This window comes from Burkholderia sp. HI2761 (assembly GCF_002223355.1).
Taxonomy (GTDB): domain Bacteria; phylum Pseudomonadota; class Gammaproteobacteria; order Burkholderiales; family Burkholderiaceae; genus Burkholderia.
The window spans coordinates 225,087-244,331 of the sequence record NZ_NKFN01000002.1 but is presented as its reverse complement, the minus strand read 5'-3'; the positions used below and the strand labels follow the sequence as shown (position 1 = coordinate 244,331).

Below are 19,245 nucleotides of genomic sequence, written 5' to 3'. Positions count from 1 at the left end.
TGTGCGTCGCTCATCGAACCCTAATGCTAGACTTGATTCATCGCCGCCGTCGGCGGCGCGGGCAACACACAATGCCAACAATGCCGGGAGCCTCGGCCCGGCCCACGTGACGGGAGAAGCGCCATATGCGTGTGGATCGCCGGATCACTCCGCCTGCGCCATCGGGTCGCCCGTCTCCGTTCCTCCTCCCCGTTCTCCTGTGCGCCGCCGTTTTCGCGGCGCTGCCCGCGCATGCGGAAGGCCCGTTCACCGTGACGAGCGACGACCTGACGCCCGGCGCCCGCGTGCGGGCCGCGAACGTGTTCGACCGCGGCGACTGCAAGGGCGCGAACCGCTCGCCGCAACTCGCGTGGCACAACCCGCCGCCCGGCACACGCGGCTATGCGATCACGATCTTCGATCCCGACGCGCCCGGGCACGGCTGGTGGCACTGGGCCGTCGCGGGCATTCCGGCGACCGTCACGAGCCTGCCGGCCGACGCGAGCGCATCCGGCTTCCTGCGCCGCATCGGCGCGAGCGAGGCGCGCAACGATTTCGGGATCGACGGCTACGGCGGCCCGTGCCCGCCTCCCGGCAAGCCGCATCGCTACGTGATCACCGTCTATGCGCTGAAAGGCACCGACCTGCGCATCTCGCAGGGCCGCCCGGCGCCGATGTTCGAGCATGAGATCGGCACGCTCGCGATCGGCACCGCGCAACTCACGGTCACTTACGGGCAGTAAGCGCTCGCGCGCCGCCGCCCGTTGCAGCTCGCGATTGCCTGCCCGCGCCCGCGAATTTCCGAGCGCGGCCCGCGTGCTTTTTCCCGTCATTTCGGCTTGCTAGACTCGGCGGCACCGGTCGCGGCACCCGCCGCCCATCCGTCGCGCCGCCCGAGTGCGGCGCGTGACGCGGCGAGCCTGCGGTTCGCCGTTCCCATTCCTTTCCGGAGAACGCTTCATGTCGAACATCGTCATCGTCTATCACAGCGGCTACGGTCACACGCAGAAGCTGGCCGAGGCCGTGCACGCGGGCGCGCAGGATGCCGGCGCCACCGCACGCCTCATCGCCGTCGGCGAGCTCGACGACGCGGGCTGGGCCGCGCTCGACGCGGCGGACGCGATCGTGTTCGGCGCGCCGACCTACATGGGCGGCCCGTCCGCGCAGTTCAAGCAGTTCGCCGACGCCACGTCGAAACCGTGGTTTACGCAGAAATGGAAGGACAAGATCGCCGCGGGCTTCACGAACTCGGCGACGATGAACGGCGACAAGTTCTCGACGATTCAGTATTTCGTCACGCTGGCGATGCAACATGGGATGGTGTGGGTCGGCACGGGCATGATGCCGGCCAACTCGAAGGCGGCCACGCGCAACGACATCAACTACGTCGGCGGCTTCACGGGCCTGCTCGCGCAGTCGCCGGCGGACGCGACGCCCGACGAGGGCCCGCTGCCCGGCGACCTCGACACCGCGAAAGCGTTCGGCCGGCGCGTTGCCGACGCGACGGCGCGCTGGGTGGCCGGCGGTCGCTGAGCACACCCGGGCGCCCGACCTCGCGTGCAGCCGTTCGCGCGGCCACGCGGCGCCGGGCGCGTCAAAGGGACACAAGACGGCCCGTCGGCCGTCTTTTTTCGCCCCGCGCGGTGCAGTGCCGCCGGATGACGTCTTAAAATGGCGGTTTCAGGGCGCCGCGGCTCCCGTTTCATTCAGTGAGAGCGAAATGAGCACCAAAGTTTTTGTCGACGGCCAGGAAGGCACGACCGGCCTCAAGATCTTCGAATACCTGTCGGCACGCAGCGACATCGAGATCCTGCGCATCGATGAAGCGAAGCGCAAGGACGTCGACGAGCGCCGCCGGCTGATCAACGCGTCGGACGTCACGTTCCTGTGCCTGCCTGATGTCGCGTCGCGCGAATCCGCATCGCTCGTCGAGAACCCGAACACCACGCTGATCGACGCGAGCACCGCGTTCCGCACCAGCGCCGACTGGGCCTACGGCCTGCCCGAGCTGACCCGCGCGCAGCGCGAGAAGATTCGTACGTCGAAGCGCATCGCGGTGCCGGGCTGCCACGCATCGGCGTTCGTGCTCGCGATGCGTCCGCTCGTCGATGCGGGCATCGTCGCGCCGACGTTCGCCGCGCACAGCTACTCGATCACCGGCTACAGCGGCGGCGGCAAGTCGATGATCGCCGAGTACGAAAGCGCCGCGCCGGGCGGCAAGCTCGCGAGCCCGCGCCCGTACGCACTGGGCCTTGCTCACAAGCACCTGCCGGAAATGGCCGCGCATACCGGCCTCGCGAACGCGCCGATCTTCACGCCGATCGTCGGCCCGTTCCTGAAGGGCCTCGCGGTGACGACCTACTTCACGCCCGAGCAGCTCGCGAAACGCGCGACGCCGCAAGACGTGCAGCGCGTGTTCGCCGAGTACTACGCGGACGAAGCGTTCGTGCGCGTCGCACCGTTCGACGCGGATGCGAACCTCGATAGCGGCTTCTTCGACGTGCAGGCGAACAACGACACGAACCGTGTCGACCTGTTCGTGTTCGGCAACGCGGAGCGCTTCGTCACGGTCGCGCGCCTCGACAACCTCGGCAAGGGCGCGTCGGGCGCCGCGATCCAGTGCATGAACCTCAACATCGGCGCGGCCGAGGATGCGGGCCTCAAACGCTGATTCAGCATCGCATGCCATGCAAAGCCGGCCACTGGCCGGCTTTTTATTTACCCGTATCAGGCAATATACAAAAACACCGGATCGCTCATTTACAAATATTTACAAGCTTTCCATTGCGCGATTACCAGTGAATTAATCCCGCCCCTCCCTTATCCAGTCAATCCCGAATAGGGATAAACCGGATACCGTCGATTTAAACGCTGCCGTTATACGCGAGAAGGCGCTGCGAGAACGCGCCGGGCGTCGCGGATCCCCCACTGCGGCAGCTTTCGACAGCCCGTCTCGCGTTTAAATTCTTACCAATTGCCTTATCGGGCAAGGATTCAAATCGCCGATCCCGTTTCAATCGCCTTTTTTAGACGGGTTCATCAATTGACAGCAAAAATCCAGGCAGCGACATTAGCTCGCACAATTAAACGATTGGAGACAGCGGCATGTCGCACGCCTTATCGAAGGGGGTGGCAACGGCCTTTGCCATTGCCCCTTTCCTGGTTGCATGTGGTGGGGGGGACTCCGGCGGCGCGCCCGCGCCGATCAATGCGCCCCAATGTTCCGGCTCGAGCTGCGGCACGCAAGGGCCGCCGCCTTCGCAGCCCATCAACGGCGCACTCTGCCCGGCCGACGCGGATATCGTGAAGAGCACGTATCTCGGCGGCGCAGGTAGCGGCGAGATCGTCAGCGTCAACATCGACGCGGTCGCGATGACGTACACGCTCAAGTGGCTCGAATCGCCGATTCCGCTGAAGACGGGCACCGTCACGCCGAGCCGCGTCGGCACGACCATCACCGGCAAGGTCATCCACCCGCCGACCGGCACGCTGCCGACCGCCGAGCAGACGCGCTGCGCGTTCGTCCTCACGCCGGGCACCGGCCCCGCGCCGGACGGCTCGACCTATTCGACGGCCGCCGACTTCAACCAGGCGAACCCGCCGATGCTGCTGGTCGGCATGGGCGTGGCGGGCGGCGGCATTCCCGGCGCGACGATCCAGTACGACGGACTGACGATCGCCGTCGGTCCGGTCGTGGTGGCCAAGGACGTCGGCAAGGTGCCGAACCGTCACTTCGATTTCTACCCGTTCCTCGGCTTCGCGAACACGACGACCGACCTCACGAAGCTGCCGGGCACGTACAACGCGCTGCTCTATCACCTCGTGCCGTCGGGCAACTACGCGACGAAGGGCTCGAATTCGAGCGAGACGTTCGACGCGAACGGCGCGTGCACGTCGAGCGGTTCGGGCGGCTGCCAGACGACCGGCGATCCGTGGAAGACGAGCGCGAAGGGCGGCTACTTCGACAGCGCCAAGGCACCGCAGACGCTGCCGCAGACATCACTGCCGGTCGTCGGCCCGAGCGGCAAGTCGGCGACCGCGCACATGGTGATCGGCCAGATCAACGGCGCGACGGTGCCGGTGATCGTGCGCACGGGCAACGTGAACCTCGGCACGCCGCCGCTGCACCTCGATGCGCAGGTCGACGACGAATCGGGCATCGCGGTGCTCGGCGCGGCGACGGCGATCACGTCGGGTGCGATCGACGGCGGCTACGCGGGCGCGGACTCCAACTTCAAGTACACGGCCGCGCTGATCCGCGGCGGCAACGCGTCGTTCATCAATCCGTCCACGCAGGCCGAGGAAGACGGCTTCACGCTCGACTACGGCCAGACGACGCCGGGCCTCCTGAACGCGAAGACCGCCCCGCCGAGCGGCGCGAGCTACCCGTCCGCGTCGGGCGTGGTGATCGCGACGGGCGGGCTGTATGCGGCGCTCGTACAGGGCACGGTGAACGGCGGCGTCACGGCGACGTCGGCGAATTCGACGACGTCGTCGACCCCGTACTTCGGCGTGGGCGCGCAGATCAGCAAGTAGCGATCGAGGACGCGGCGGCCGGCCCGCCGCCGCGTGACGCAGGGAAGGCACGAAGGCGCTCGGCTCGGCGCAAGCAGGACGAGCACACAACAGAAGCGGCCGACAGGGAGCTGGCCGCCGCACAAGACAAATCTGGAGGAGCAACATGAAGCGCAACCTCATTCTGGCGGCGGCCCTTGCCGCCCCCCTTCTTTCCGCATGCGGCGGCGGCAGCGACAATCCGCCCCCGCTCGTCGAGGACCGGCTCTGCCCTGCGTCGCTCGACTACACCACCGTGTTCACGGGCGGCGCGGGCAGCGGCGAACTCGCGAAGGTCCAGCTCGACACGACCAAGATGACCTGGCAGGTCACCTATGTCGAATCGGCGGTGCCGCAAAAGACCGGCACGGTCACGCCGACCCGTGCGGGCACCGTCGACAGCGGCACGCTCACGCAGGAAACGCTGCTGCCGACCAACAAGCTGAACCAGTGCGCGTTCCGCCTGAACGGCGCGAGCCTCGACGCGTCGCGTCCGGCGCGCATCTTCGTCGGCTTCGGCGTCGCGGGCGGCACGATTCCCGGCAAGGAGATCCAGTTCGACGGCGTGCTCGGCCAGGCCGCGGTGCCCGACACGAAATTCCCGTACTACCCGTTCATCGGCTTCTCGTCGATCGAGACCGACATCACGAAGGTCGCGGGCACGTACAGCCATGTCGGCTTCGGCGAAGTGCCGTCGCAGAAATTCGCGCCGGCATCGATCGACGCGAAGGTGACGATCAACGCGGACGGCACGTGGACCAAGTGCGACACGACCGGCCAGTTCGCCGGCGGCGCGTGCACGCAGCAGGGCACGAACTTCGTGCCGTCGGCCGACGGCAGCGGCGCGTTCCAGTCGAACAACTACGCGAGCCAGCTGAAGCCGACGCTGTCGGCCACGCCGCAGGGCAAGGGCTTCATGATCGTCGGCAAGCTGCGCAACCAGCTCGTGCCGATCCTCGTGCGCACGGGGGTCGCGAACCCGAACCCGACGCCCGACAGCAACGGCGTGCCGGGCCTGACCGCCGACGACGAATCGAGCATCTCGATCCTCGCGCCGCAGACGGCCGTGGCGGCCGGCTCGCAGAACGGGGAGTACATCGGCGTCGACAGCCAGTTCGATTACCGGACCACCGCGCTGATCGACAAGCAGGCCACGCTGCTGGACCCGTTCCAGCCGTCGCAGGCGTCGCTCGCGACCGCGCTCGACCTCGACTACACGCAGAAGGTGCCGGGCACGGTCACGACGATCCACACGGGTTCGGGCAGCACGTCGCCGACCGGCAAGTTCATCTTCACGGGTGGCGTGTTCGGTTTCCTCGACAACGCCGGATCGACGCCGTATTTCACGATCGGCGCATTCGTCCAGTAAGCGGAGGGAGAAGCCGTGATGAAGAAAACCCTTCTCTGCGCGGCGGCCGGCGCCGCCGCCGCGGCGCCGCTCGCGGCGCACGCGCAGAGCGCCGGCAGCAACGTCGTCACGCTGGGCTGGTTCCACATCATGCCGCAGCAGAGCAGCACGCCGATGACGACCAACGTCGCGCCGACGCCGATCAACACGCCGCTGCGGCTGCCGCCGTCGTTCACGTCGCCGGGCACCGGGCTGCGTACGAACGGCGCCGACACCGTCGGCCTGACGGTCAGCCACTTCCTGACCGATCACATCGCGGTCACCTCGGTGGCGGGCGTGCCGCCTGTGTTCAAGGTATCGGGCCAGGGCACGATCAAGCCGCCCGGCCCTGCCGGCGCGCTCGGCACGCAGAACATCGGGCTGGGATCGGTCAACCCGATCGTGAAGAGCGTGCGGCAGTGGAGCCCGGCGGTGATCCTGCAGTACTACTTCGGGCAGGCCACCGCGAAGTTCCGGCCGTTCCTCGGCCTCGGCGTGTCGTACAACTGGTTCAGCGACCTGCAGCTCAACACGAACTTCATCAAGCAGACGCAGGACAACCTCGGTGCGATCCTCGCGGCGGGCGCGGGCAAGCCGGGGACGACCTCGGTGGAGGCGAAGGCGTCGTCGTCGTGGCAGCCGGTGTTCAACGCGGGCCTGCAGTACAACCTGACGGAACACTTCGGGCTGGTCGCGTCGGTGACCTACATCCCGCTGAAGACGACGTCGACGGTGACGATCAAGGCGGCCGACGGCTCGGTGCTCGCCGAGTCGAAATCGGACCTGAAGGCGGATCCGATCATCAGCTACGTCGGGATGACGTACAAGTTCTGAGCGCGGCGACCGCCGGCAAATGGAGCGCCGCGACAAAATCGCAGGCAAAAAAAAGCCCGCCTAAGTGGCGGGCTGAATCCATATCAGAGGAGACATGGAGGAGACAGGTGCAACTATAGCGAATCGGTTTCCGCAATGCAACATTTCCGTAGAGAAAATAAGGACTTTCCCTCGAATGCGGCCTCTAGTTCGTTGTTACGGCACCTGACCCCTTTCCATTCTCCCGTTCGAGCACCTCGCCCAGCGCGTCGCGCAGCAGCGCGACCGGCCGCACCAGCCGGCCCGGCAGCGTGCCGTGCACGATCCATACGTTGATCCGCGTTTCCAGCCCCACCGTTTCCACGATCCTCAGCGCATCGCGATGCGCGCTGCGCGCCAGCGCGTTCGGCGGCGCGATCCCGATGCCGGCGCCGCGCGCGACGAGCGACAACTGCAGCTCCGAGCCGAATGCCTCGACCGCGACGTCGAACGGCAGCCCGGCCGCGCCGAGCGCTCGGCTCAGCGCCGAACGCATCCCGCAGCCGTCCTGGCTCAGCACCCACGGAAAACCCGACAGCGTGTCGAGCGACAGCGGACCGTCCGGCAGCGGGAAATCGCGCGCGGCGACGAGCACCGTCGGCTGCGTGGCGAGCAGCGTCGCCGTCAACGTGTCCGGTAGCACGGCGCTCGCCGGCACCATCACGGCTGCGACGTCGAGCGCGCCGCGCTCCATGCCCTGCATCAGCGCCGGCGACCAGCCGGCCGTCACGCGCAGCGTGAGGCGCGGGAACGCGTCGCGCAGCCGGTCGATCGGCCGCTCCAGCGCGAGCTCGGACAGAAACGGCGGCACGCCGATGCGCAGCTCGCCCGACGGCTCGCTGTCCGGCGCGCCCGCCGCCATCAGCTCGTCGACCGCGCCGAGGACGTTGCGCGCGAGCGCGTAGACGTCGCGCCCGGCCGCGGTCGGCTTCAGCGGCTTGCTCTGCCGTTCGAGGAGCGGCACGCCGAGCAGCGTTTCGAGGTTCTGCACGCGCCGCGTCAGGCCCGGCTGCGTCAGGTGGAGCTTCGCGGCCGCGGCGACCATCGACCCGCTGTCGACGACCGCGACGAACGCCAGGAGATCACGCGTATTCAAAACAAACTCGCATAATCATATTAGACATATTTCAATTGTCGCATAAACATCGGGCACCTACGATGGGAATTCCTTCGACCTCCGCGCCAGGCTTCCGATGAACTGCCCTGCCAATCGTTGCTCCGCCCCCGTTTCCCCGTCCGTCGCGGCGCCGCCCGCGTTGAGCACGGGCATGACGCTGTTCTTCGCCGCGATGGTCGGCGTGATCGTGATGGATCTGTTCGCCGCGCAACCGTTGACCGGCCCGATCAGCGCGGATCTGCATCTGCCGCCCGGTCTCACCGGCCTCGTCGCGATGCTGCCGCAGCTTGGCTACGCAGCCGGGCTCGCGTTGCTCGTGCCGCTGGTCGACCTGCTCGAGAACCGTCGCCTGATCGTCGCGACGCTCGCCGTCTGCGCGGCGGCGCTCGCGCTGCCCGCCTTCACGCGCTCGGGCACCGTGTTCCTGCTCGCGACGCTCGCGGCCGGCGCCGCGTCGAGCGTGATCCAGATGCTCGTGCCGATGGCCGCGTCGATGGCGCCCGAAGCGCAACGCGGCCGCGCGGTCGGCAACGTGATGAGCGGGCTGATGCTCGGGATCCTGCTGTCGCGGCCGCTCGCGAGCCTGATCGCGGGGTCGGCCGGCTGGCGCGCATTCTATCTGCTGGCCGCGCTCGCGAACGCGGCGATCGCCGTCGTGCTCGCGCTGCGCCTGCCGGTGCGTACGCCGTCGATCACGGCCGGCTACCGCGCGTTGCTCGCGTCGATGGGACGCCTGCTCGCCGACGAGCCGGTGCTACGCCGGCATGCGCTGTCGGCCGCGCTCGCGATGGCCGCGTTCAGCGCGTTCTGGACCGCCGTCGGGCTGCGGCTCGCGCAGCCGCCGTTCGCGCTCGACCTGCACGGGATCGCGCTGTTCGCGTTCGCCGGCGCCAGCGGCGCGATCGTCACGCCGCTCGCCGGCCGCGCGGGCGACCGCGGCCACGGCCCGGCCGCGAAGCGGCTCGCGCACGGCACGATGCTCGCGGCGCTCGCCGTGCTCGGGATCGCCGGCGCCGGCTGGTTCGGCTTCGACGCGCATGCGCATCGCGGCCTCGCGCTCGCGCTGCTGGCCGGCGGCGCGGCGCTGCTCGATGCGGGCGTCATCGTCGACCAGACGATCGGCCGCCGCGAGATCAATCTGCTGAACCCGGCCGCGCGCGGACGCCTGAACGGGCTGTTCGTCGGGCTGTTCTTCGTCGGCGGCGCGCTCGGCGCGGTGCTCGCGGGCAGCGCATGGGCGTGGGGCGGATGGAGCGCGGTGTGCGGTGTCGGGTTCGCGTTCGCCGGCGCGGCGGCCGTGTTCGGGCTGGCGGCTGGACGCGGAGCCGGCGCGGCGGCGCTGGATCCCCGGGGGCGTAAGCGGGCATAAGCGCACAGCAGCGACGCGGCGCCCAAAAGCCGAACGCCCCGCCCTCTTGCGAGGGACGGGGCGTTCGGTACGCCGGTGTCGGCCGGGAATCAGTGACGAACCAGCGCCATCATCGCGCCGAAGCCGACGAACAGCCCGCCTGTCAGCCGGTTGAACACCTTCGCGACGCTCTGGCTCTTCAGCGTGGCGCCGATGCGCGTGCCGAACGCCGCGTAGACGAGATACCAGCTCACCTCGATCACCGCGAACGTGACGACCAGGATGCCGAACTGCGGCAGCGTAGGCTCGGCCGCGTTGATGAACTGCGGCAGCAGCGCGGCCGCGAACAGGATCGCCTTCGGATTGCTGCCCGCGACCAGGAAGCCATTGCGGAACAGCGCCATGCGCGATGCCGACGCCGCTTGCGACACGGCATCGACGTCGGCCGCCGACGTGTCGTCCACGCGTGCGCGCCACGCCTTCACGCCGAGATAAATCAGGTAGGCCGCGCCCGCGAAGCGCAACGCATTGAACATCGCCGGCCATGCCTCGAGCACCGCGCCGAGCCCCGCCGCGGATACCGCGAGCATCAGCACCAGCGCGCTCAGGCAGCCGGCCATCGTCGCGGACGAGCGCCGCAGCCCGTGTCGCGCGCCGTGCGTCATCACGAGCAGCATGTTCGGGCCCGGAATCGCCGACACGACGAACACCGTCGCCACGAAAAGCCACCACGTATGCAAGTTCATGACTGCCTCTGCCTGAAATAAATGTAGGGAAAACGGACTGCCGATTATGCCGTGCGCACGGTGCTTCTGTCGCGTGTCAGCGGCCGGCGCGGCGCAGCGCGGCCTCGCCGAGCACCGCGAAATCCTGGTCGCCGCCGCCGTGCGCGAGCACGTCGAGCAGGCTGTCGCGCACGACGCTCGCCACCGGCAGCGGCACCGACGTCGCGTCGCCGGCCTCCAGCGCGAGCCGGACGTCCTTCAGCCCGAGCCGAGCCTTGAAACGCGCGGGCTCGTAGCGCCGCTCCGCGATCATCGCGCCGTAGCCTTCGTAGACGGGCCCCGGAAACACGCTGCTGGTGATCACGTCGAGGAAATCGCGCATCGCGACGCCGTGTGCGCCCAGCAGCGCGGACGCCTCGCCGAGCGTCTCGATCGCCGACGCGAGCGTGAAATTCGCGGCGATCTTCGCGACGTTCGCGTGCTGCGGCAGCGAGCCGAAGCGCCAGGTCTTCTGGCCGATCGCGTCGAACAGCGGCTGCACGCGGTCGATCGCCTCGGCCGGGCCGCCCGCCATGATCGTCAGGCGCGCGGCGGCCGCGACGTCGGGTCGCCCCATCACCGGCGCGGCGACATAGTCGATGCCGCGCGACGCATGCGCGTGCGCGAGCGATTCGGCGAGCGCGACCGACACCGTCGCCATGTTCACGTGGATCAGCCCGCGCGGCGCCTGGGCCAGCAGCGCGTCGTCGAATACCGCGCGCGCGGCCGTATCGTCGCCGAGCATCGAGAACACGGCGTCGCCGCGAAACGCGTCGGCCGGCGTGTCGACGATCCGCGCGCCGAATGCCGCCAGCGGCTCGGCCCGCTCGCGCGACCGGTTCCAGACCCGCACCGTGTGGCCCGCCTTCAGCAGGTTCGTCGCGATCGCCTGCCCCATTTCGCCCAGCCCGATAAACCCGAGATCCATTGCCCGCTCCTTCGCTCCGTGAAGCCGCGAGTTAAACACAGATGCCGGCGCTCTGCAGCGCCTGCCGCCGGCCGGGCGCGGTGCGATACTGCACGGATGGCGACCGCGACCTTCCGCTTTCACGGCGAACTGAACGCCTTTCTCGCGCGCCCGCAGCGCGACCGGGCGTTCGCGCACGCGTGCGCCCGCGATGCGACGGTCAAGCATGCGATCGAGGCGCTCGGCGTCCCGCATACCGAAATCGGCCGGCTGTGCGTGAACGACGCGCCGGCCGCGCTCGACCGGCCGCTCCACGACGGCGACCGCGTCGACGTTTTTCCCGAGCGCGCACGGCCGGCGGCCGACGGCGCACCCGCGCTGCAACCGGCGTCATGGCGCTTCGTCGCCGACGCGCATCTCGGCGGCCTCGCGCAACTGCTGCGCCTCGCCGGCTTCGACACCTGCTACGACAATCACTACCGCGACGACGAACTCGCGGCGCTTGCCGAACGGGAGAACCGGATCGTGCTGACGCGCGACCGCGAGCTGCTCAAGCGGCGCGCGGTGGTGCGCGGCTGCTATCTCCATGCGCTGCAGCCGGCCGACCAGTTGCGCGAACTGTTCGAGCGGCTCGATCTCGCGCCGCACATGCGGCCGTTCCGGCTGTGCCTGCGCTGCAACGCGCCGCTGCATCCGCTCGATGCGGCAGCCGCCGCGCCGCGCGTGCCGGCCGGCGTCCGGCAGCGGCACCGGCGCTTCGCCGCATGCGACGTGTGCCGGCGCGTGTTCTGGGAAGGCTCGCACTGGCGGCGCATGCGCGCGGTGGTGGACGCGATGCGCATGCCGCCGCCCGCCCGGCTCGACGAACCGGGCAAATCCGACGCCTGAAAAAACAAAACCCCGCATGCCGGAGCATGCGGGGTTGGCCGACCGATGACCGGCAACGCCGGCCGTGGCGGCGAACCGCTTAGTTCTGCGTGCCTGCGTCGTTCGTGCCGGCGGCCGAAGCGGCCGAAGCCTTCGCCTGGCCCTTCTTCGAACCGTGGTGCTTCAGCTGGTGCTTCGGCTTGCTGTGATCCTTCTTCATCGGCGCGGAAGCGGGAGCCATCGCGCCTGCCGGCGCCGACGCCGCCTCCTGGGCGAATGCCGAAACCGATGCGAGAGCGAATGCTGCGGCGATGATCGAAGCGAGCGTCTTCTTCATTGTTCTTCCTTTAGCGGAGAAAAAATCAAACGTACCGGTAATCAAAGATGCGAGGCATTCGCACCGGAGCCCCAGGCCGCGAGGCCGGCTTGCGCCGTTCCGTCGCGACAAAACCTGACGCACTGGTTCCATAACGCATCGCGTTCGCGGCAAGTTGACACGTTGCTTGCGTCCTCGGGTTTCCCCGGGGGCGGGTGCTTTACCCGGCGCCGGCGACCGGCCAGCCGGCCGCCGAGGCGGCGCCGCAAACCGGCTCGCGCGGCACCGGGGCGACGCTTATACTGGCGTCCATCCGTCCCTTTCCCCCGGAAACCGGATCGCGCCGGTCGCACGACCGCCGCCGTCTCGAGGCGCTCAAATTGCCCGATCACAATCTGGATAAACTGAAAATCGACCGGCGTCCGATCGCACCGGTGCCGCGCCGGCGCCGGTGGGCCCGCTATGCGGTCGCCGCCGCGCTGATCGTCATCGCGATCGTCGCCGGCCTCGCCCTCACCGGTCGGCCGACCGTCGACACCACCTCCGTCACGTCCGCCTACCCGTACCAGAACGACACGCAGCTCAATGCGACCGGCTACGTCGTGCCGCAGCGCAAGGCCGCGGTCGCGTCGAAGGCTCAGGGGCGCGTCGAATGGCTCGGTGTGCTCGAGGGCACGCGCGTGAAGCAGGACGAGATCATCGCGCGACTCGAAAGCAGCGACGTGCGGGCGTCGCTCGCCCAGGCGCGCGCGCAGGTGCAGGTCTCCCGCGCGAACCTCGGCGTCGCGCAGGCGGAACTCAAGGATGCGGAGATCGCGTTGCGCCGCACCGCCGCGCTCGCGCCGCGCGGCGCCGTGCCGGCCGCGCAGCTCGACACCGACACGGCCCGCGTGAACAAGGCGCGCGCGACGCTCGCCAGCGATCAGGCAGCGATCACGTCCGCCGAAGCGAACGCGCAAGCCGCGCAGGTCGCGGTCGACCAGACGGTGATCCGCGCGCCGTTCGACGGCATCGTGCTCGCCAAGCACGCGAACGTCGGCGACAACATCACGCCGTTCTCGTCCGCGTCGGACAGCAAGGGCGCGGTCGTGACGATCGCCGACATGGAGACGCTCGAGGTCGAGGCCGACGTCGCCGAATCGAACATCGCGAAGATCCGCGCCGAGCAGCCGTGCGAGATCCAGCTCGACGCGCTGCCCGACATGCGCTTCGCCGGCCGCGTGTCGCGGATCGTGCCGACCGTCGACCGCTCGAAGGCCACCGTGCTCGTGAAGGTGCGCTTCGTCGACCGCGACGAGCGCGTGCTGCCCGACATGAGCGCGAAGATCGCGTTCCTGTCGAAGCCGGCGTCGCCGCAGGACCGGCAGCCCGTGACCGCCGTGCAGGCGAGCGCCGTGGTCGAGCGCGACGGCCGGCCGGTCGTGTTCGTCGTGAAGGACGATGCCGTACATGCGGTGGCCGTGACGCGCGGCATGCGGATCGGCGAGCTGGTGGCGATCCGTGGCGTGAAACCCGGCGACACGGTCGTGCTCGCGCCGGGCGCGAAGCTCAAGGACGGCGCGAAAGTGACCGTCGCGAAGAAGTAGCGCGCGTGAACGACGCTCCGCCGCCCCTCGTCGAGATCAGCCACGTCGCGAAGTCGTACCGGCGCGGCAACCAGATCGTGCCCGTGCTGACCGACATCACGCTCGACATCGGCGAAGGCGACTTCGTCGCGCTGATGGGGCCGTCCGGCTCCGGCAAGAGCACGCTGCTGAACCTCGTGGCCGGCATCGACCGGCCCGACAGCGGCGAGCTGCGCGTCGGCGGCCTCGACATCTCGCAACTCGCCGAGGCGCAACTGGCCGAATGGCGCGCCGCGAACGTCGGCTTCATCTTCCAGTTCTACAACCTGATGCCCGTGCTCACCGCGTTCGAGAACGTCGAGCTGCCGCTGATGCTCACGCACCTGTCGCGCCGCGAGCGGCGCGAGCGCGTCGAGCTCGTGCTCGACATGGTGAATCTCGGCGATCGCACGAGCCATTACCCGTCCGAGCTGTCGGGCGGCCAGCAGCAGCGCGTCGCGATCGCGCGCGCGCTGATCACCGATCCCGTGCTGATCGTCGCCGACGAGCCGACCGGCGACCTCGACCGCGCGTCGGCGACCGACGTGCTCGCGATGCTGCAGCGGATGAACGCCGAACTCGGCAAGACGATCATCATGGTGACGCACGACGCGCACGCGGCCGGCGCCGCGCGCTCGCTCGTCCATCTGGAAAAAGGGGAGCTGATCGATGGGCACGCCGGCTGACCGGCAGCGGCAGCGGGAGCGCGCGCGATGTACGTGCTGAAGTTGATCGCGCGCAACGCGCTGCGGCACCGGCTGCGCACGCTCCTGACCGTGTTGGGGCTCACGATCGCCGTGCTCGCGTTCGGGCTGCTGCATACGGTGGTCGACGCGTGGTACGCGGGCGCGGCGGCCGCGTCCAGCGGCCGGCTCGTCACGCGCAACGCGATCTCGCTGGTGTTTCCGCTGCCGGTGAGCTACGAGAACCGCATCCGCGGCGTCGACGGCGTGACGGCCGTGGTCCGCTCGAACTGGTTCGGCGGCATCTATCGCGACCCGAAGAATTTCTTCGCGAGCTTCGCGGTGTCGGACAACTATCTCGACCTGTATCCCGAATACATCCTGTCGGCGCAGCAGCGCGCCGACTACGCCCGCGACCGCCGCGGCTGCCTCGTGGGCCGCCAGCTCGCGACGCAGTTCGGCTTCAAGGTCGGCGACGTGATCCCGCTGAAGGGCACGATCTATCCGGGCACGTGGGATTTCGTCGTGCGCGGGATTCTCGACGGCCGCGACGATTCGACGATCACGCGCCAGTTGGTGTTCCACTGGGAATACCTGAACGAGACGGTGCGCAAGCGCACGCCGAAGCAGGCCGACCAGGTCGGCGTGTTCGTGCTCGGCGTCGCGAACCCCGATGACGGCGCGTCGATCGCCCGCAACGTCGACGCGGTGTTCAAGAACTCGCTCGCCGAAACGCTGACCGAGACCGAACAGGCGTTCCAGCTCGGCTTCGTCGCGATGTCGAACCAGATCATCGCGGCGATCCGCCTCGTGTCGTACGTGGTGATCCTGATCATCATGGCCGTGATGGCCAACGCGATGGCGATGAGCGCGCGCGAGCGCACGGCCGAATACGCGACGCTGAAGGCGCTCGGCTTCGGCCCCGGGTTCCTCGCGCTGATCGTGTTCGGCGAATCGGTCGTGATCGCGGTGGCCGGCGGCGGGCTCGGCATCCTCGCGACGCCGCCCGCCGCAAGCGTGTTCAAGCAGGCAGCCGGCGGCATCTTCCCGGTGTTCAAGGTATCGACCGAGACGGTCGTGCTGCAGGCCGCGTGCTCGGTCGCGGTCGGCCTCGCGGCCGCGCTCGTGCCGGCGTGGCAGGCGGCGCGCGTGCGCGTCGTCGAAGGCCTGCGGGCGATCGGTTAGAGACGCGCATGGCGATCCCGCTCACCTACATCGCGCGCAACCTGTGGACCCGGCGCCTCACCACCGCGCTCACCGCGGGCGGGATGGCGCTCGTGATCTTCGTGTTCGCGACGGTGCAGATGCTCGACGCGGGGCTCACGAAAACGCTCGTGTCGACCGGCGAACCGGACAACGCGGTGGTGATCCGCAAGGGCGCCGAGACCGAGATCCAGAGTTCGATCGACCATCAGCAGGCCAACGCGCTCGAGATGCACCCGGCCGTCGCGCTCGGCCCCGACGGCCGGCCGCTCGTGTCGAAGGAAGCCGTCGTGCTGATCTCGCTCGTCAAGACGTCGACCGGCAAGCCGTCGAACGTCGTGATCCGCGGCGTGTCGCCGGCCGGCCTCGCGCTGCGGCCGCACGTGAAGCTCGTCGCCGGCCGCCCGTTCGCGCCCGGCTCGTCGGAGATCGTCGTCGGCAGCGCGATCGCGAAAGGCTTCAGCGGCACGCAGCTCGGCGACAGCCTGCATTTCGCGCAGCGCGACTGGACCATCGTCGGCATCTTCGATGCGGGCGGCAGCGGCTTCGACTCGGAGATCTGGGGCGACGTCGACCAGTTGATGCAGTCGTTCCGGCGCACCAGCTATTCGTCGATGGTGCTGCGCATCCCGAGCGCCGACGGCTTCGCGCGCTTCAAGGCCGACATCGACGTCGACCCGCGGCTGACCGACGAGGCGAAGCGCGAACAGACCTTCTACGGCGACCAGTCGAAGGCGCTGTCGACGTTCATCAACATCCTCGGCATCACGCTGTCGACGATCTTCTCGATCGCCGCGATGATCGGCGCGATGATCACGATGTATGCGTCGGTCGCGAACCGCGTGGCCGAGATCGGCACGCTGCGCGCGCTCGGCTTCAAGCGCACCAACGTGCTCGCCGCGTTCCTGCTGGAGGCGCTGCTGCTCGGCTTCGTCGGCGGCGTGATGGGGCTCGCGTGTGCGTCGCTGATGCAGTTCGCGTCGTTCTCGACGACCAACTTCCAGACCTTCTCGGACCTGTCGTTCCGCTTCCTGCTGACGCCCGCGATCGTCGTGAAGACGCTCGTGTTCTCGCTCGTGATGGGGCTCGTCGGCGGATTCCTGCCGGCGATGCGCGCCGCGCGGCTGAAGATCGTCGACGCGCTGCGCGCGCAGTGACGCGCGCCGCCGCCGCTCAGCGCTCGCGCGGCACCCACGCGCCGTGGAACCCGGCCGGCACGCGGCGCGGCAGATGCACGGTCGCGACCGGCCCCGCGTCGATCGCGCGCGCATCGAGGATCACGACGTCGGTCGAATCCGTCGCCGCGCGGTAGACCATCACCAGCAGCCAGCCGTCGTCCTCGTCGGTGCCGCCCGGACGCGGCACGAACACCGGCTCGCCGTTCTGGTCGCCGGCCGGCACCGCGTAGTGCATCGTCGTGCCGCGCACGTGATCGAAACGCATCACGCCGCGCATTTCCGCGGGGTTCGGCTGCTCGGCCGCATACAGGTAGCGGTAGCTGCGCCCGGTCCGGCTTTCGTTGATGCGCGGCAACTCGATGCCGCCGTCGGCGAGCGGCCCTTCGTCGATCAGCCCGTTCGCCATATCGATCACGTAGCGCCACGGCTCGCCGACCGGGTTGTCGGCGAAGCGGCCCGTGCGCGCGTCGAGCCGCAGGAACGACGGATAGCGCACCGCGTCGAGCACGATGCACGACGCGTCGCAGTCGTACGCGTTCACGACGTGCTGGATGAAGCACGGCTCGACGTCGAACCAGCGCACGGCGCCGCCGTGGCGCGCGATCACGCCGATGCGCGCGGGCCGGTCGTCGTGCCAGCGCAGCGGCATCCGGTGGCCCTGCTTCAGCAGCGAGAAGTCGTAGCCGACGTTCAGGTCGAGCAGCAGGCTGCGGGTTTCGGTGATCGCGAAGTCGTGCATCATCGACGGCGCGTTCAGCTCGATCTCGAGATCGACGCGCGGCACGCCTTGCGCATCCGCGACGCCGTAGCGCAGCCACGGCGCACGCCAGTCCGCGCGGAACATGATCAGCTCGCCGGTCACCGGATCGACTTTCGGATGCGCGGTCATCCCGCCGTCGAAGCCCGCGTGCCGCGTCGGCATGCCGAACGAATCGAGCGCGGCGGCGATCGCGAGCGGCGCGCCGCCCTCGGCCAGCGCGAGCAATTCGCCCGCATGCTGCAACACGTTCACGTTCGGATTGGTGTCGGGCAGATGCGGCACTTGCCCGGGTGCGTGCACGGCGGCCCAGCGCTGCGTGCGCGCCCAGCGGTTCCGGTAGCCGGCCGCGCGGCCGTCGTCGAACGCGATCGCATGCAGCATCGCGGCCTCCGGCCACCACGACAGCATGTCGTTGCCTTCGAAGCGGCCGCCCGGCGGGTTCGGGCCGTTGCGCAGCAACGTGCCGTCCAGTTCGCGCGGAATGGCGCCCGTCACGCGCAGGTCGACGATGTCGACTTCGTCGGCGACCGGCGCGATCGCGCCGCGGTTCAGGTCGAATACGGTCATCGCGTCGGCGCTCCGTCAGCAGCCTTCGGCGGACGGCGGCAGGTCGCCGCGCGCCAGTGCGAGCGCATGGTCGCGCACGTCGGCCGGCCAGCCGGCAACCTGTTCGGCCAGCCGCGCCGGATCGTTCGCATACAGCGCCCGCGCGGCTTCCTCGAAACCGGGCAGGTCGCCTGCCATCGCCGACATGAAGTGGTAGGCGCGGGCCTGAGCGTCGCGGTGCAGGTCGGCCGCCGCATGCGTGCGCCGCGCGTCCTCGACGAGCTTGCGCAGCGCGACCGACGCGCCGCCCGGCTGCGCGCCGAGCCACTCCCAGTGACGCGGCAGCAGCGTGACCTCGCGCGACACGACGCCGAGCTTCGGCCGGCCCCGGCCGCGCTGTTCGCCCGCGCCTGCCGGCTCGCCGCCGCCGCCGGATGCATCGCCCGACGGCACCGCATAGCGCGCGCGAATGTCGTCCGCCGTGCCGCGCAGGTCGAGGTCGATAGAGCGGCCCGTCGCGTCGTCGAAGACCAGAATCGAACCGGGCATCGCGTCGCCGGCCGCCTGCCGGACCGCCAGCGCGACCGTCGCGAGCGGGCCCGACGCGAGCCGCCGGTGGCCGTCGAAGGCCGTGTACGAAGGAAGGAGCGTGGAAGTCGTCATGGGGGTCGCCCGCAGGCTGGAATCGGAATGACGCTATTTTTATCCGGGTATTAATTGGATGTCAATATTATCCGGGTAAAAATATTGCAGATGGATTCCACTCTGTCGGGCGACCGGCGTGCGCCGGCGCCACGATGCCGCGCGCGCTCGCCGGCACGTAGTCGAGCGATATATGCCCTTCGAACGCCGACGACGCCCGCCGCGGCAGCTTCTCCTCGATCGCATGCGCGAACTGCACGGCGGCATGGTCGGCGAGCCGCGTGCGCAGTGCGGCGATACTCCCAGTGCCGCCATCGCGTTTCTCGCGCGGCACGTGGCGCGCCACCCCGGCGGCGACACGGACGACGCGCGCGCATGACCATGCACCGGTTCGATCGATTCAAATACTGAATCGATCAAGTCAGCAATTGGCATGAAAGCGCAAATTTCGACATGACAGAATGGGCCGGGACGCTCCGCCTGCATCGGCGTCCGGTGCCCGGCCTCCCGCCGGCGGCATCTACACACACAACGCGCG

The 19,245-nt window shown here is 69.2% G+C and carries 19 protein-coding genes; 13 read left to right on the top strand and 6 right to left on the bottom strand.

The window, feature by feature from the left end; all coding sequences use genetic code 11:
* Positions 1-125 precede the first annotated feature (125 nt).
* The 6 genes from CFB46_RS05310 (at position 126) to CFB46_RS05285 (ending at position 6,754) form a co-directional block, all read left to right on the top strand.
* Positions 126-722, top strand: a complete 597-nt coding sequence (locus tag CFB46_RS05310; protein ID WP_089499448.1) for a YbhB/YbcL family Raf kinase inhibitor-like protein — start codon at positions 126-128, stop codon at positions 720-722.
* 217 nt (positions 723-939) lie between these two features.
* Positions 940-1,512 (top strand): flavodoxin family protein, encoded by a 573-nt coding sequence (locus tag CFB46_RS05305; RefSeq protein ID WP_027783284.1) that lies wholly within the window; start codon positions 940-942, stop codon positions 1,510-1,512.
* A gap of 187 nt (positions 1,513-1,699) precedes the next feature.
* Complete coding sequence (gene argC / locus CFB46_RS05300; protein ID WP_089499447.1) at positions 1,700-2,650, top strand: N-acetyl-gamma-glutamyl-phosphate reductase; 951 nt, start codon at positions 1,700-1,702, stop codon at positions 2,648-2,650.
* 434 nt (positions 2,651-3,084) lie between these two features.
* On the top strand, positions 3,085-4,515 hold the full coding sequence (locus tag CFB46_RS05295) for a DUF2957 domain-containing protein (RefSeq protein ID WP_089499446.1): 1,431 nt from the start codon (positions 3,085-3,087) through the stop codon (positions 4,513-4,515).
* Between the two features lie 145 nt (positions 4,516-4,660).
* Positions 4,661-5,902, top strand: coding sequence for a DUF2957 domain-containing protein (locus CFB46_RS05290; RefSeq protein WP_089499445.1), 1,242 nt, complete (start codon positions 4,661-4,663; stop codon positions 5,900-5,902).
* Positions 5,903-5,920: 18 nt separating this feature from the next.
* Positions 5,921-6,754, top strand: coding sequence for an OmpW/AlkL family protein (locus CFB46_RS05285; RefSeq protein ID WP_089499444.1), 834 nt, complete (start codon positions 5,921-5,923; stop codon positions 6,752-6,754).
* Between the two features lie 184 nt (positions 6,755-6,938).
* Here CFB46_RS05285 and CFB46_RS05280 read toward each other — a convergent pair whose 3' ends face one another.
* Complete coding sequence (locus CFB46_RS05280) at positions 6,939-7,868, bottom strand: LysR family transcriptional regulator (RefSeq protein ID WP_089499443.1); 930 nt, start codon at positions 7,866-7,868, stop codon at positions 6,939-6,941.
* A 97-nt stretch (positions 7,869-7,965) separates the two neighbouring features.
* Here CFB46_RS05280 and CFB46_RS05275 point away from each other — a divergent pair, with 97 nt between their 5' ends.
* Positions 7,966-9,258 (top strand): MFS transporter, encoded by a 1,293-nt coding sequence (locus CFB46_RS05275; protein ID WP_089499442.1) that lies wholly within the window; start codon positions 7,966-7,968, stop codon positions 9,256-9,258.
* Between the two features lie 89 nt (positions 9,259-9,347).
* Here the strand turns inward: CFB46_RS05275 and CFB46_RS05270 are convergent, their stop codons facing one another.
* Both CFB46_RS05270 and CFB46_RS05265 read right to left on the bottom strand, forming a co-directional pair.
* A complete protein-coding gene (locus CFB46_RS05270; protein WP_089499441.1) occupies positions 9,348-9,983 on the bottom strand; it encodes a LysE family translocator in 636 nt (211 codons plus the stop codon).
* Between the two features lie 76 nt (positions 9,984-10,059).
* Entirely contained in the window at positions 10,060-11,136 is a 1,077-nt protein-coding gene (locus CFB46_RS05265; RefSeq protein WP_256980642.1) for an NAD(P)-dependent oxidoreductase, read from the bottom strand.
* Between CFB46_RS05265 and CFB46_RS05260 the strand changes: the two genes are divergently transcribed.
* Positions 11,026-11,796, top strand: a complete 771-nt coding sequence (locus CFB46_RS05260) for a Mut7-C RNAse domain-containing protein (protein WP_089499439.1) — start codon at positions 11,026-11,028, stop codon at positions 11,794-11,796. The genes CFB46_RS05265 and CFB46_RS05260 overlap by 111 nt on opposite strands.
* 79 nt (positions 11,797-11,875) lie before the next feature.
* On the opposite strand, the gene CFB46_RS05255 is transcribed toward CFB46_RS05260, so the two are convergent.
* On the bottom strand, positions 11,876-12,112 hold the full coding sequence (locus CFB46_RS05255) for a hypothetical protein (protein WP_027783274.1): 237 nt from the start codon (positions 12,110-12,112) through the stop codon (positions 11,876-11,878).
* 359 nt (positions 12,113-12,471) lie between these two features.
* Between CFB46_RS05255 and CFB46_RS05250 the strand changes: the two genes are divergently transcribed.
* From CFB46_RS05250 to CFB46_RS05235, 4 genes are read left to right on the top strand one after another with little or no spacing between them, the layout of a single operon-like run.
* On the top strand, positions 12,472-13,677 hold the full coding sequence (locus tag CFB46_RS05250) for an efflux RND transporter periplasmic adaptor subunit (RefSeq protein ID WP_027783273.1): 1,206 nt from the start codon (positions 12,472-12,474) through the stop codon (positions 13,675-13,677).
* 5 nt (positions 13,678-13,682) lie between these two features.
* On the top strand, positions 13,683-14,381 hold the full coding sequence (locus CFB46_RS05245; RefSeq protein ID WP_027783272.1) for an ABC transporter ATP-binding protein: 699 nt from the start codon (positions 13,683-13,685) through the stop codon (positions 14,379-14,381).
* 27 nt (positions 14,382-14,408) lie between these two features.
* Positions 14,409-15,563 carry an ABC transporter permease gene (locus CFB46_RS05240; protein ID WP_089499438.1) on the top strand — a complete coding sequence of 385 codons (1,155 nt, stop codon included), beginning with the start codon at positions 14,409-14,411 and terminating at the stop codon, positions 15,561-15,563.
* Positions 15,564-15,571: 8 nt separating this feature from the next.
* Entirely contained in the window at positions 15,572-16,738 is a 1,167-nt protein-coding gene (locus CFB46_RS05235) for an ABC transporter permease (RefSeq protein ID WP_089499437.1), read from the top strand.
* A 16-nt stretch (positions 16,739-16,754) separates the two neighbouring features.
* Here the strand turns inward: CFB46_RS05235 and CFB46_RS05230 are convergent, their stop codons facing one another.
* Positions 16,755-18,086, bottom strand: a complete 1,332-nt coding sequence (locus CFB46_RS05230; protein WP_089499436.1) for a carotenoid oxygenase family protein — start codon at positions 18,084-18,086, stop codon at positions 16,755-16,757.
* 15 nt (positions 18,087-18,101) lie between these two features.
* Positions 18,102-18,728: a DUF2239 family protein gene (locus CFB46_RS05225; RefSeq protein ID WP_089499435.1), complete on the bottom strand. Its 627-nt coding sequence runs from the start codon at positions 18,726-18,728 to the stop codon at positions 18,102-18,104.
* Between the two features lie 172 nt (positions 18,729-18,900).
* Here CFB46_RS05225 and CFB46_RS35820 point away from each other — a divergent pair, with 172 nt between their 5' ends.
* The gene (locus CFB46_RS35820; RefSeq protein ID WP_179235042.1) at positions 18,901-19,086 is read left to right on the top strand and encodes a hypothetical protein; all 186 of its coding nucleotides are present in this window, start codon (positions 18,901-18,903) and stop codon (positions 19,084-19,086) included.
* Positions 19,087-19,245 lie beyond the last annotated feature (159 nt).